Source organism: Neobacillus kokaensis (assembly GCF_014656545.1).
In the GTDB taxonomy this organism is placed as follows: Bacteria; Bacillota; Bacilli; order Bacillales; family Cytobacillaceae; genus Neobacillus; species Neobacillus kokaensis.
In genome coordinates this window covers 46941-60266 of sequence record NZ_BNDS01000022.1, presented here as the reverse complement: position 1 = coordinate 60266, position 13326 = coordinate 46941, and the positions used below count along the sequence as shown (strand labels likewise).

Below are 13326 nucleotides of genomic sequence, written 5' to 3'. Positions count from 1 at the left end.
CTCGCTGGATTATTACAAATCCAGTTTGGGCTGACCTTCTAATTTGACTCTTCATTTCCTTCGCCACGACAGCCAAGCATTTACGCCATACCATATGGCCGCCAGCTCAAATAGCATATGAATAGAAAACCAGTCCAGCAGCCATCCTGTAGCAAGAATTGTGACGACGATGATCATTTGCAAGGCAAAATGATGAAGATTATCCGATTTCCATTCTAGTTTCTCTTGTTTGATCCATTCCTTTTCCGATATTTTATAAATAGCCTGGAAAATCCCCATGAACCCTTGAATTAAGCACACATGAAAAAGGGTACTCGCGAGCGGGATGACCGCCATACAGCACCCGAGGCCGGCAAATGCTGTAGAAGCAAGAATGCGGACAGAGGGCTTAATCGGAAGAAGGTTTAGACACAAAAAACTAACACCGGAGGCAAAAGCAAAAGTCGCATAAAGTAAAGCAAATGCCCCATAGGACTGCCCGATATTTTTTAAAAATAAGAGATAATAAGGAAAGATAGCCGTTTGAATTACCGCGACTCCCCCTTGGATCATCAGTTTATTCTTCATATCGATACCTCTCATAAAATAGGTTCATAAACAGGCCTTTGGGGTCATATTTTTCCTTTGCCGCCACAAACGTTGGAAATTTCGGATAGGACTTTATTAATTGCTCCTTTGTCGCATAAGGATAGTAAGGAAGATAAAATGTTCCGTTATGTTTTAACGTAATATCAATCATTTCCTGAATCGACCTTTGGGCTTTTTCCACGTCTTCTTTCTTCTTTCCATGATTGAAAAGAGCAACTAATGCAATCATGTCATCCCTTGCATAGGACAATGCGGGCCCGTCATCTTTTGAAACATAGCGAATGGTGAGGTTTAATAGATTGATATCATCTTTATCTAAAAAAACCTTCAAGTCTTCGATGTAAGCGGGGAATTCATCAATCGGGACGAAAAATTCTTGTAAAACGTCTGTATTGTTTGGATTTTTGTATAATAAAAAGTCACTTTCCGAGCGCATACTGTTATTACGGCTGATTTTAGAATGATTTAACGATAAGAAATATTTCGTTTGCAAATCCCATAGGACATCTTTCCCTATTTGTGTTTTTCGTGAAAAATTTAGCAATTCCTCGGTCAGCCACGTTTGTTCATCATGCTTTAACACTCGTAAACTCTCATTCTGTTCCAATGTTTCCGATAATTGATGGTATTCAACGACAAATATGGAATCCAGCAATGTGCGGGGCGCGGTAGAAATCCTGCCGTAGGCCAGTTTTACGTTAGGATTGGCCCTTAGCTTTTTCACATACTCCGGAAAATCTTGAACGGGAACCGTATCCGAAATCATTTCATAAATCTCGTCATCGGTCACTTGCAATTCAACATCTAGGATCACTCCAAATAACCCATACCCACCGATGACATGATGGAATAATTCGGGATTTGTTTCTCTGTCGACTTTTACAATCCTTCCATCCGCCAGCAGCAGCCGAAACCAATTGATCGTGCTTCCAAGTGATTCGTGGTGAATATCCCGGCCGTGGATATTGGCGCTGATGGAACCGCCAACCGTAAAAATGTTTTGCGACTGCATGACTTTTACGGCTAACCCGTAAGGTGCCAGAGCCTTTTGGATTTGGTCCCAAGTAGCGCCGCTTTGGACGTGGATGGTTTTCCGTTTCGGATCTATCGCAAGCACACGATTGTACTGGGTCATATCTAATACAACTGCGTTAGGATAATAAGTGTGCCCTCCCTGAGAATGCCCGTTTCCTGAAATACTGACAGGTAGATGCTCTTCATTCGCTCGTTTAATAATATCAACGATTTGTTTTTCTTCTTTGCCCGTTTCCATTCGTTCAATTTTTGTCGGCAAAAGCCTGGCGACGTCCTGAATAACCCCATTTTCATACAAATCGTCCTGATAATGGGCGAGAGTGTACCTTTGGATACTATAAGAACTTAAAAATACAACCGACAATAACAAAACCAAGATACATAGGACTCTTTTAATTGTTTTGATTTTTAAATGGTTCATATTCATCCCCCGCCAGGTAATTTTCCTTTATAGTGTAATTTTACCCTTTTTGGTACCGTTTAGCAATATGTTCATTATATATCCATTGCGATTTACCTAAAAATAGGTTAAACCCCTTTGCGTTTAGCAGCACGGAGCTGATACGTTTAAAAATTTGACTTTTATAAGGGAATAAGACCTGTTTTGGTCTTCACCCTCCCTATGAAGGACTTTTCTACCGAAAAATCTTCGCGCTTTGGCCTTCATCCGGCCCATGAAGACCATTTCAACCAAAATATCATCGCGGTTTGATCTTCATCCGGCCTATGAAGACCATTTCTACCGAATTATCATCGCGGTTTGGTCTTCATCCACCATATGAATAAAAAAGGGTCAGTCCCCGCTGTACGAAAATGCGGGAGGCTGACCCAAAATGAAACGCAGGAATTAACGTCCCTATGTTTCATCAATTTCTCTTCGATTTTTCTTAAACATTTTTGATAGTATTTCATAAACGATTGGTACAACGATTAGTGTTAATAGCGTTGAACTTGTTAATCCCCCGATAACGGTAATCGCAAGACCTTTTGATATTAAACCGCCACCGCCCGCGCCAAGCGCTAATGGGATCAACGCCCCAATTGTAGCAATGGCGGTCATCAAGATTGGGCGCAGACGGGTCGCACCTGCTTCTAAAATCGCATCTCGCATCACTAACCCGTCGCGTTCCATATGAATGATCCGGTCGACCAACACAATTGCGTTCGTGACCACGATTCCGATCAACATTAACAGTCCCATCATAACCGAAACGGAAATCGTTTCGCCAGCAATTAATAAGCCAACAAATGAACCAATGACCGTGAACGGCAATGAGAATAGAATCGCAAATGGAGCGAGACCTTCACCAAATGTAACCACAAGGATAAAGTAGACGATGGCAATGGCCGCCAGCATCGCAACCCCAAGCTGAGTAAAGGTTTCTGTCATATCCGCCTGTACCCCGGCAACGCCGACTGTTACCCCTTTAGGCAAATCAAGCTTATCAATTTCCTTTTTCACCTTAGAGGTTACCTTTGAAACATCTTTATCGGTGATTTTCCCAGTAACACTAGCGAAGTACTCCCCTTTGCTTCGTGAAAGGGTATTTAATGTCGTTCCTTTTTTCACTGTGACTAGCTCTGAAAGCGGCATCGGCTTTCCTAGAGCAGTTGGGATCTTCGTTTTCAACATTTCATCAATCGATTTCGGTTTCTGCTTCGTTTGCTCTTGCTGCACAATGACATCTAAAGAAGTACCGTCTTTTTCAATGGTTGTTAAAACATTCTCTTGCTGAGAAGGATTTAACATCATCACAAGCTGCCCCGCCGTTAAACCGTACTTTATCAAGTCATCCTGCTGGACTCGGAGAGTATATTCAACATAAGCGTCCTCGGCACTGGTTGTTACGTCCTTAACGCCCTTCTGTTTCTTCATCACATCTTCTGCCATTTTGACAGATTTATTGAGTTTATTTATATCTTCACTGTAGAACGTGTAGCTGACTTCATTTTCAGCCCCTGACATCGATGAGAAGTTCTGGCTCCTCCACTTGCCGGACTGACCGATATTTTTCACATAGTCTTCAATTTCATCACGTACTTCCTGGAAGTTCTCCATGTCAGGGTCAAAGATCAGGTACATTAATGCACCGGCTCCGCCGCCGCCCATCATGACGGCCGTTTGGTCACCGGCTTCTGTGATGGAGATTTGAACGATATCAATATCTTTACGCTTCAGCATTTTATCTTCGACGACTTTCACATTTTCCATTGTCTCTTGCTTGAGCTCGCCCGCCTTTGGCGTATACGTTAAATACATCACTTTGTCTTCTTCACTGCCCATAAAACTAAAACCAATTAACGGTGTTAACGCTAAGCTTCCGGCTAGTAATAGAATCGAAAGAAGGGATGCAATCACTTTATGGTTCAATACTTTTTCTAAAAACCATTTATACCATTGGGCCAGTTCGCCAGCCTCTTTATGACGTTTTGTCGTCCTGTTACCGTATAATTTTTTTCTAAATAAGAAATGTGACAGTGCCGGCACAATTGTAATAGCGACAAGGAGTGATGCTCCGAGCGCAAAGGCCATTGTTAACGCAAACGGTGCGAACAGCTCGCCTACCATCCCGCCAACAAAGATCAGAGGTGCAAAGACGGCTACCGTTACTAATGTCGAAGAGGCAATCGGCTTGAACATTTCAATCGTCGCTTCCCGAATAAGGGAACGTCCGGTTAATTTTTCTTCTTTTAAATGCAGCCTTCGATATATATTTTCCACAACCACAATCGAGTCATCGATGACACGGCCGATGGCAACCGTAATCGCCCCGAGTGTCATGATGTTCAACGTAATATCCATCCAGTTCAAGATCATTAACGCCATGAAAATTGATACTGGAATCGAGATGATGGAAATGATCATCGATTTAAAATCCCGTAGGAATAAAAGGATGATTAATACCGCAATCAGCCCGCCAAACACAGCCTTTTCAATCATCGTTGCGACGGATTCTTCAATTGGTTTCCCTTGATCTAATGTAATATCAATCACCAGACCGTCAATTTTTGCTTTTTCATCCTTGACTAATTCTTTTACCTTGTTGACAACATCCACCGTGTTCGCTTGCTGCCCTTTTACTATTTGAATGGCAATCGCATCTTTCCCGTTGGTCCGGGAAATGGATTTTACTTTACCGACTAATTTAATGTCGGCTATGTCACTAAGCTTCACAAATGGTGAAGGATTCGCTGCTGTCGGCGTCACCGGGATCAGCATGTTTTTTAATTCCTTCAGCGTCATGAACTTGCCGTCAATTGCAACCGCCTGTTCGCCTTCTTTAAACTCGTACAGCCCTAAGGAAACGGACATGTTACTGGCCTTGATCATGTCCTTTATTTTATCTTCCGTTAAGCCGAGCTTTTCCATTTTTGCTTTGTTATAGGTTAAGTCTACTTCTTCAATATGCTGACCGGTAATTGTAGCAGAAGCAACTCCATCGATTTTTTCAATCTTTGGCAGGATGGTTTCCTCAACCGTTGAGGTTAATTCGACGATATCCTCTTTTGTGCTGCTGACACTTAAAGCGACAACGGGCATCATGTTCATGCTGATAGAGGATGTTGTCGGCTCCTTCGCCCCCTCCGGCAGTTTCACATTTTCTAGCGCCGATTTTAATTCGCGTTTCGCCTCATCCATGTCGATGCCATACTCATATTCCACCTGAATGCTCGACATGTTGGAATACGAATTGGAATAAATCGCCTTGACATGATCAAGCCCTTCAACTGCTTTTTCAATCGGCATCGAGACGTCTTCCATCACTTTTTCTGGAGTGGCGCCTGGATAGACGTCGGTAACCATTAAGTAAGGTATTGAGATATTTGGAATGGTTTCCATATTCATTCTTGTTCCTGAATAAATACCCGATACCGTGATAATGATGGTTAATAGCCAGACCGCTAATTTATTCTTTATAACAAAATTGACAAATCCTTTCACGATGACACCTGCCCTTAATTTGACGAATTCAACTCAACTATTTATACTAATGACCAGTTAGTCATTTGTCAACAAAAGACAATGGGAGCGGATAAAGAAATGTCTAAAAAGCAATTAATTATGGAGACGGCGCTGGAGCTTTTTGCAAAGCAGGGATTTGAAGCTACCTCCGTACAGCAAATTACAGACCATTGCGGGATCTCCAAAGGCGCCTTTTACCTATCGTTTAAATCAAAGGATGAATTGATTTTAGCCTTAATTGATCATTTTATGATGCAGATAACAGCAGATATTGACTACATAGTCAGGAATGCCAAAAACGAGGACCTTTTATTCCAATTTTACTATTCAATTTATCAGTCTTTTTATAAGCATTCTGATTTTGCCAAAGTGCTCATGAAGGAACAATCACATACGTTCAATGAAGAGTTGATTTTGAAAATGCAGCACTATGACAAATTGATTTCGGAAGCGATTCTTTCTATGATTGAACGCTTGTATGGCAATGCGGTCAAGGAAACAAAATATGATTTGATGTATGGCATTAAGGGCTTTATGAATACATACTCCCAGTTATTTGTGTTTTATAATGTTCCATTAGATTTGAAGCGCTTGGCGGAGTCGCTTGTAGAAAAAACAAATCTGCTGGCAAGACATACGACCGTACCATTTGTGACGGAAGACCTGGTGGAAATGATTAAATTCAACCAGCCTGGAGACCTGACGACCGCGAAAGAACAGATTTTACCTTTGATCGAAAGTAAAATGGAAGAAATGAAAGATTCGATTGAAAAAGAATCATTGATGCTGCTAAAGGGCGAACTGCTCGAACCAATGTTTCCGCCGGCGGTCGTTAAAGGTCTAATCGAGAACATCCGCAGACATCCCCATTGTAAATGGGTGTCCTATTTGCTGATAAGGTATTTTGAATTGCACAAAAAATCTTAGACGGCATGGCTATCACTCCTCTAGGCTGACCGTGTATAAACTGCCAAGAGGAGTATATGCCATGAAAAAGACTCCTATATACTAATTTGTATTTATTTTATTTATAGGAGAATTTTTAATCGTTCCAATCCGGCGAATCTTTACTTTAATATTTAACTCTACTGGCAAATCTTTAAAATGTTGTTGTTTCCAATTATTCTTTACTTTTTTCCAGTAATCAGGATTGGAGCGGTGGAGGGCTTCGCCAAAACCGAAGATGTCTGCTTGATAATCATCTTGAGCAACTTTTAGCGCAGCTTGAATCGCCCCTTTGATTTCATTTTCAGTTTTTGTTTCTAAGTCACGAATGGTTTTTGGGTTTGTTAAATCAAGCGTCTTACACTGAACATTTCCCACATTTGCTTCCGCCTCGAATTTAACGAATCCTTTTGGTTTACCTTTTGACAGCTCAGTTTTAATTTTCGACTTTGTCCTGACTATTTCAATGCCAGCCAACCCTTTTTCCGGACAGGGAACCTCAACGATTGTACTTTTCACATTTCCTAATGCATCATTAAGACCTTTGCTTTCTGCTTCATTTAACCAGCCAACCAGCCTGTCTCCTTTAAAAACAGCGATGTCTTGGTACTTTAATTTTGTGTGGGGTATCGTTCGTTGGACATTGTCCAGCACTTCCCCCTCCTCCTCATCGCCAATTAAGGTAATTCCGGTTAATTTGGCATTCATACCATCGCTTATTAACTCTGTAATTAGCTTATCTAATGTAACCGTAACAGTTGGCGCCCAGTTTCTGAGAGATGCCTCAAGGGAATCATAAAGCTGGTTAACGGGAATTTTTTCTAAAGCCGTTAGCACTTTTAAAATATCTCCCCCTTTTGCACCTTTTGCAACAGTTATATAAAAATCTGTTCGTAATTCCTGGTCTCTTGTTAAAGAGTCTAAAGTCTCACCAATTCCTTCTCGGGCTACTTCTTCCCCATATACTAAAAACCGCAGATGGGAAAAATAGAGTTTTCTTGGCGAAACGGTTGTAATCCTTCTAATCGCCTCAAATATGGTTTCCCCTTTCTCTTGAAAAACAACCACTGGAACTTTTCCGCCTCCCCCATCCTTAGCAGCAATCTCCCCTGGATTTACGACTTGAGCTGTTACTATATATTGCTCATCTGCTTTATCAATCCCCATTCCCACCACGATGGCAAGTTCATTGAGTTCTTTCCTGTTCCAGCAGCCCGTAAGAAGAATTACAAGGTATAAAGCAAGGAAGATCAGGAGGAATCGTTTCATTTACTACACCTGTTTCTTTAGATTTCTTTACGTTTTATACTCCCCAAAAACTGGATTCCTTACGCGGATAAAGCACTAAATAGTGAAGATTATTAAAAATGATTTATTCACTGAAAATCCATTCAAATATCACAAATCTACTAGGTTTATTCCCTATATGGAATGGTGAATAATATAGGAGATGATTCAGGATTTCCTTAAAGGAGTAATAAAAGTGCTGGGGATTGCAGGAGTCTTAGTGACAGCGTTAATCATAGTAATAAAGGAAGTACCTTATCTTAAAAGGAAAAAACTTAAAAGAGAAGCATGGGCCTTTTCATTTCTCCTTCTATTTGCGATAGGGCTGGGGATTGCTATAAGCTTACAATTAAATATTCCTAATCCGCGAAATGGACTTACCACTATTTATAAGCCGCTTAGTGAACTGCTAAAATATTGGATTAAGTAATCTAACCTGGCCCCTTTGGATTCTCACTAAACAAAAGGCCTGAGCCTTTGATGGGATGTTGAAATAAGTGAATACCGTTAAAATAAGCGCACGGCAATTTGCATTAATTGTAATCTTCTTTTCAGTGGGTTCAACTATATTGACCATTCCTGGGGGAATGACTCAGGCAGCCAAGCAAGATGCGTGGATCGGTGCTATCTTAGGCACGGGAATCAGTTTTATTTTAGTTTTTTTATACATCACTATCACCAAAATGTTTCCACAATTAACACTTGTCGAGTTGAATGAAAAAATTCTTGGCAAATGGATTGGCAGAATTGTCTCGCTTTGTTTTATCTTCTTTGCATTTTATTCATCTGCATTAATGCTCGCAGATGTTGGAGATTTTTTAACAATCCAAATTTTGCCTGAGACACCGAATGCAGCGCTCCAAATTCTTTTTGCCATCATTGTCATTATGGGAGTTCGTCTTGGACTTGAAACCTTAGCACGTTCAGCAGAGATTCTATTTATTTGTTTTATGGTTCTTTTTATAATACTTGTCATCACATTATTGCCTAAAGTTGAGCTGGAGAACATCCAGCCTATCTTTGAATCGGGCAAACCCATAATAAAGGCAGCCTTTCTGTATATATGTTATTTTTCTTTGCCATTAGTTGTATTATTAATGGTTTTCCCCGCATCGGTTAATCAACCAAAAAAGGCTGAAAAAAATTTTTATATCAGCATTCTTATTAGCGGCACTATTTTACTTTGTTTAATTATTTTAACCATATTAGTTGTAGGTTCTACTCTTAGCGCACACCAATTATATCCCAGCTATGCCTTAGCAAGGATGATTAATCTAGAGAATTTTTTGCAGCGAATAGAAGCAATCATGGCAGCAATGTGGTTTATCACTCTTTATTTTAAAATGGTATTTTATTTCTTTGCAGCAGTTATAGGTCTAGCGCAAACATTGAAATTAAATGATTACCTTCCCTTGACACTGCCCTTAGGAATGATTCTTGTTTTGCTGTCACTACTAGTTAACCCCAATACAGTCGCAGCAGAAACTTTTAATACTGATATATGGCCTTTACTCGTTTCAACATATGGACTAGGTCTTCCTATTCTCCTTCTTGCCGTTCAGTATTCAAAGAAGAACTTCCAACGAAATAAACAACAAAAATAGTGAAGATGCCACTAAAGATGAGGGCAGCTTCACTATTTTCTATTTTCCGGTTTCGGAGACGGAGTATCCTCACGGATCAGATTGTTTTTGCCAATAAGCCGCGGTCGCGAAAACAACGCCCAGCGCGGAAAACGAACAATCGCATCCTTTTGATCATCGAGAATAAATGGGGCAAATGGAGCCATATAGGGGACCCCAAATGAACGTAAGCTGCATAAATGAAGAATCATCGCAATTAATCCGACAATAATGCCAAATAAGCCGAATGAAGCGGCAAGGGCCATGAACGGAAATCGCAGCATTCGAATGGCAATCGCCAATTCATAATTGCTGACAATAAAACTTGAAATCGCTGTGATTGCCACCACAATCACCATGGCTGCAGAGGCAAAACCTGCATCGACTGCAGCTGTTCCAACAACTAATGTTCCCACAATCGATACTGCCTGCCCGATCGCGCGAGGCATTCGAAGACCAGCTTCTCGCAAAATTTCAAAGGTAACCTCCATCGCAAGCGCCTCGATAAAGGCCGGAAATGGTACGCCCTCTCGCTGGGCAGCAAGAGAAATAAGTAATTGCGTTGGCAGCATTTCCTGATGAAAAGTAGTAACTGCCACATATAATGACGGAGCAAGCAAAGCAATAAAAAAACCAAGATACCGTAAAAACCGAAGCAGTGTGGTGATATCTGTCCTATTATAATAATCCTCGGGTGACTGCAAAAATTGCGGAAATACGACGGGGACAGTCATCACAAATGGAGTCCCCTCTATAAGTATCGCTATTCGTCCCTCCAAAAGATCAGCAGTAATCGTATCCGGCCGTTCAGAATGATACATGGTCGGAAAAGGGGTCCACGTCTTATCCTGAATTAACTCTTCTATATAGCCAGATTCTAATATACTGTCAATTTTAATACCATCTAAACGCCGACGGACCTCTTCGACCACTTTATCATTGACGATTCCTTTTATATACATAATAGAAACATTTGTTTTTGTAACCTTGCCTATCTTCTTTGATTCAATCCACAGGTTAGGGTCTTTTATTTTTTTCCGTATTAATGAGGTATTGACACGTAAATTCTCTGTAAATCCCTCACGAGGACCCCTAATCGTAGTTTCCGTCGTAGGCTCCTCAACTGACCGTTCTTTAGCTCCTTTCATCTCAATGGCAAAGCCTTCTACATATCCATCAAATAAAAGAATAACTTTTGCTGTTAAAAGGGAGTCTATTAAAGCTGAAAAGTCCGTAATATCCTGAATATCCCCTACCGTTAAGACCATTTCTTTTAAATACTGTAAGAGAGACAGCCCGGTTGACTCCTGTGCTGCTTCCATATCTGTCGTTCGTAAATTAAGCATTAACGATTCCATAATAAAGTTATGGTTTGCTTGACTATCAATCAAACCATCAATATAAAGGAGACAGCCTTTGACTCTCCCTTCGTTTCCAATCCTGATTTCCCTAATGATAATATCGTCACTATTTCCTAGTGTTTCCCTTACCTTAAACAGGTTCTCATGTAAATTTACAAGAATGGCGTTAGAACCTACGATTGTTTTAGTTTGCTGCTCAGCTTGCCCTCTAGCTTTTCTCTGCAAATCTTCCAACTTGTCTTTGATCGTCTGTTTCTCTTTATTTTTAAAAAAGTTCAACCAGGATCCCTCTTATTCAAGTATGATTTGAGGTTATTATTTCCACTTTAACAGGCTATATCCCTAAAATAATGAATGAGGTTGATTACAAAATAAAAAACAACAAATATATCTTTGATGTATTGAAACAAAGATGACGTTTAAGGAAGAAGGTAAATGTTAAAAATGGGTATAAGGAAAGCATTGTATTAGCAGGAAGGATTTCCACTATATGAAAAAAACAAAGATCGATCAAAAACAAATGTTTTCTCTCATGTTTTTATTCATACTAAGTTCTATTGTAACTACCTTGACGCCAAAAGCTGGGCAAGATGCATGGATATCTATTTTTATTGGAATGTTAGGCAGTCTTATTCTCTATTTCTTTGTTTATACCAAAATTTATAATCACAATCCTACTCTTCCTTTAACAGGAATTTTAGCAAAAGTATTTAGTCCATATATTGGCGTGCCATTATCACTTATTTATGTCAGCTATTTTATTTATATAACCTCTATAGCCACACGTCATTTAGGGGATACCATTACCACCCATATTTTATCGGAAACCCCCATAGCAATAGTTTGTTTAATCATGCTTCTGCTTGTTTCTTATGGCTGCTATTTAGGCATTGAAGTCTTAGGAAGAACAGCAGAAATATTATTAATTTGGATGTTTATTTTTGGTTTAACCGGCAATTTGAGTGTCATAGCTTCGGGAATAATACAATTGAAAAACCTTCAGCCGGTTCTCGAAAATGGCTGGCTGCCGGTCTTAAAAGATGCATTCCCTTTGGCCTTCTCCTTCCCATTTGGAGAAATCTTTCTATTTCTTATGATTCTTCCTCACCTCAATAAACCTGAATTAGCCAGGTGGACAGGTTTGGCTGCTTTATTCCTCAGCGGTTTAAGTCTTAGTTGGACGTTTTTCTTGATTATTTCAGTCATTGGTCCTTTTGGAACAGATACAACAGATATTCCGCTCCTTAGTATGGTTGGAAAAATCAATGTCGCAAATTTTATTCAACGAATCGACTCGATTGTCGTTGGTACGTTTGTGGTAGGCTTCTTTATCAAAATTAGCCTTTATTTTTATGCAGTCGTAATCGGTCTCACCGATATTTTTAAGATAAAAAGCTATCGGCTGATGATTATCCCGGCGGCATCCATTGTCTTTATCTCCACCTTCTTCATGGGTGAATACAAACAAGAATATGGCCGGTTTAGACAGGAAATACTCCCATATATAGTGGAACTGCCGCTGCTGATAGGAATCCCGCTGCTTTTACTGCTTACAATTTGGGTACGAAAAAGTTTAGATAAAAAATGAGAGAGTTAAATATCGATTATCCTTTAAAATCTTTTGGGAAATGAAGGAGGATTTTTTCATGAATGTCTCGCAGCAGCCCTCTTCTATAACAAGTAAATGGATCATGAAGCAATCATGGAAAAACCTGTTATTTGCTCATTGGCCCCTCCCAGTTGAGTCCCTTCGCCCTTTTGTGCCAAAACCGCTGCAGATTGATACATTTGAGCGGTATGCATGGCTTGGCATCATTGTTTTTATGATGGATGGAATTTACCTTCGTGGAGTTCCGGGGCTGCCGTTGTTCGCAAAATTTCCGGAGATCAATGTCCGAACCTATGTCAGATATAATGGCCGTCCTGGCGTTTATTTTCTCTCATTAGATGCTCCGCACTGGGTTACTTATACGGTGGCAAAGAAATGGTACCGGCTGCCTTATTATTATTCACAAATTATGTGTCAGAAAGATCATCTTGGGGGGTATCATTACAACAGCTTACGAAATGACCGGAAAGGCGCTTTTTCTGTTCAGTTCAACGGAAATTTTATGGCTTCACCGGGGGTTTATTTTGCCGGCAAGGAAACTTTTGATTACTGGTTGACCGAGCGATACCGCCTTTTCAGCGTCGATGGCCGGCAGCAAATCTATAGTGCAGAGATTGGCCATCATCCATGGCCACTCCAAAAAGCCGAAGCAGAAATCCAGCAAAACACCATGGCCCTTCCGTTCAACATCCACCTCCCGCAAACACACCCCATCCTCCATTATTCTGAAGGAGTTGAATCTATTATTTCCAATATAAAAAGACTGTGTTGACTAAAAAGTTAATGAGGTTCTTCTGTTTCATTCATGGCTAACCGTCCTCTAATTGAAATTTGTGGAAAACCCTTGGATGTCACCGGGCTTCATTATATAATCTGCGTTCATTGGGAAAAATACCGCTAAATAATGTGAATGGT

The 13326-nt window shown here is 40.3% G+C and carries 10 protein-coding genes; 5 read left to right on the top strand and 5 right to left on the bottom strand.

From position 1 onward, the window contains the following. Nucleotides 1-51: 51 nt before the first annotated feature. From IE222_RS19805 to IE222_RS19795, 3 genes are all read right to left on the bottom strand, one after another. Nucleotides 52-567, bottom strand: a complete 516-nt coding sequence (locus IE222_RS19805; protein WP_191275840.1) for a hypothetical protein — start codon at nt 565-567, stop codon at nt 52-54. Further along, a complete protein-coding gene (locus IE222_RS19800; protein ID WP_191275838.1) occupies nt 557-2044 on the bottom strand; it encodes an FAD-binding oxidoreductase in 1488 nt (495 codons plus the stop codon). The genes IE222_RS19805 and IE222_RS19800 overlap by 11 nt, the downstream gene beginning before the upstream one ends. Nucleotides 2045-2479: 435 nt before the next feature. Beyond that, entirely contained in the window at nt 2480-5566 is a 3087-nt protein-coding gene (locus IE222_RS19795) for an efflux RND transporter permease subunit (RefSeq protein ID WP_191275836.1), read from the bottom strand. A gap of 99 nt (nt 5567-5665) precedes the next feature. Between IE222_RS19795 and IE222_RS19790 the strand changes: the two genes are divergently transcribed. Further along, entirely contained in the window at nt 5666-6514 is an 849-nt protein-coding gene (locus tag IE222_RS19790) for a TetR/AcrR family transcriptional regulator (protein ID WP_191275834.1), read from the top strand. 81 nt (nt 6515-6595) lie between these two features. On the opposite strand, the gene IE222_RS19785 is transcribed toward IE222_RS19790, so the two are convergent. Beyond that, nucleotides 6596-7801 carry a Ger(x)C family spore germination protein gene (locus IE222_RS19785; RefSeq protein ID WP_191275833.1) on the bottom strand — a complete coding sequence of 402 codons (1206 nt, stop codon included), beginning with the start codon at nt 7799-7801 and terminating at the stop codon, nt 6596-6598. Between the two features lie 214 nt (nt 7802-8015). Here IE222_RS19785 and IE222_RS19780 point away from each other — a divergent pair, with 214 nt between their 5' ends. Both IE222_RS19780 and IE222_RS19775 read left to right on the top strand, forming a co-directional pair. Then, nucleotides 8016-8249, top strand: a complete 234-nt coding sequence (locus tag IE222_RS19780; RefSeq protein WP_191275832.1) for a hypothetical protein — start codon at nt 8016-8018, stop codon at nt 8247-8249. Nucleotides 8250-8316: 67 nt separating this feature from the next. Further along, complete coding sequence (locus IE222_RS19775) at nt 8317-9423, top strand: GerAB/ArcD/ProY family transporter (protein ID WP_191275831.1); 1107 nt, start codon at nt 8317-8319, stop codon at nt 9421-9423. Nucleotides 9424-9455: 32 nt separating this feature from the next. Here IE222_RS19775 and IE222_RS19770 read toward each other — a convergent pair whose 3' ends face one another. Then, nucleotides 9456-11081, bottom strand: a complete 1626-nt coding sequence (locus IE222_RS19770) for a spore germination protein (RefSeq protein WP_370465072.1) — start codon at nt 11079-11081, stop codon at nt 9456-9458. Nucleotides 11082-11292: 211 nt separating this feature from the next. On the opposite strand from IE222_RS19770, the gene IE222_RS19765 reads away from it, so the two are divergent. Continuing rightward, the gene (locus IE222_RS19765; RefSeq protein ID WP_191275830.1) at nt 11293-12390 is read left to right on the top strand and encodes a GerAB/ArcD/ProY family transporter; all 1098 of its coding nucleotides are present in this window, start codon (nt 11293-11295) and stop codon (nt 12388-12390) included. A 58-nt stretch (nt 12391-12448) separates the two neighbouring features. Beyond that, nucleotides 12449-13183 (top strand): YqjF family protein, encoded by a 735-nt coding sequence (locus tag IE222_RS19760; protein WP_191275829.1) that lies wholly within the window; start codon nt 12449-12451, stop codon nt 13181-13183. The last annotated feature ends 143 nt before the right edge of the window (nt 13184-13326 follow it).

Excerpts from the sequence above, each read along its gene's own strand:
- IE222_RS19800 (WP_191275838.1), bottom strand. The coding sequence starts at position 2,044 with ATGAACCATTTAAAAATCAAAACAATTAAAAGAGTCCTATGTATCTTG.
- IE222_RS19765 (WP_191275830.1), top strand. The coding sequence starts at position 11,293 with ATGAAAAAAACAAAGATCGATCAAAAACAAATGTTTTCTCTCATGTTT.
- IE222_RS19790 (WP_191275834.1), top strand. The coding sequence starts at position 5,666 with ATGTCTAAAAAGCAATTAATTATGGAGACGGCGCTGGAGCTTTTTGCA.
- IE222_RS19785 (WP_191275833.1), bottom strand. The coding sequence starts at position 7,801 with ATGAAACGATTCCTCCTGATCTTCCTTGCTTTATACCTTGTAATTCTT.
- IE222_RS19805 (WP_191275840.1), bottom strand. The coding sequence starts at position 567 with ATGAAGAATAAACTGATGATCCAAGGGGGAGTCGCGGTAATTCAAACG.
- IE222_RS19760 (WP_191275829.1), top strand. The coding sequence starts at position 12,449 with ATGAATGTCTCGCAGCAGCCCTCTTCTATAACAAGTAAATGGATCATG.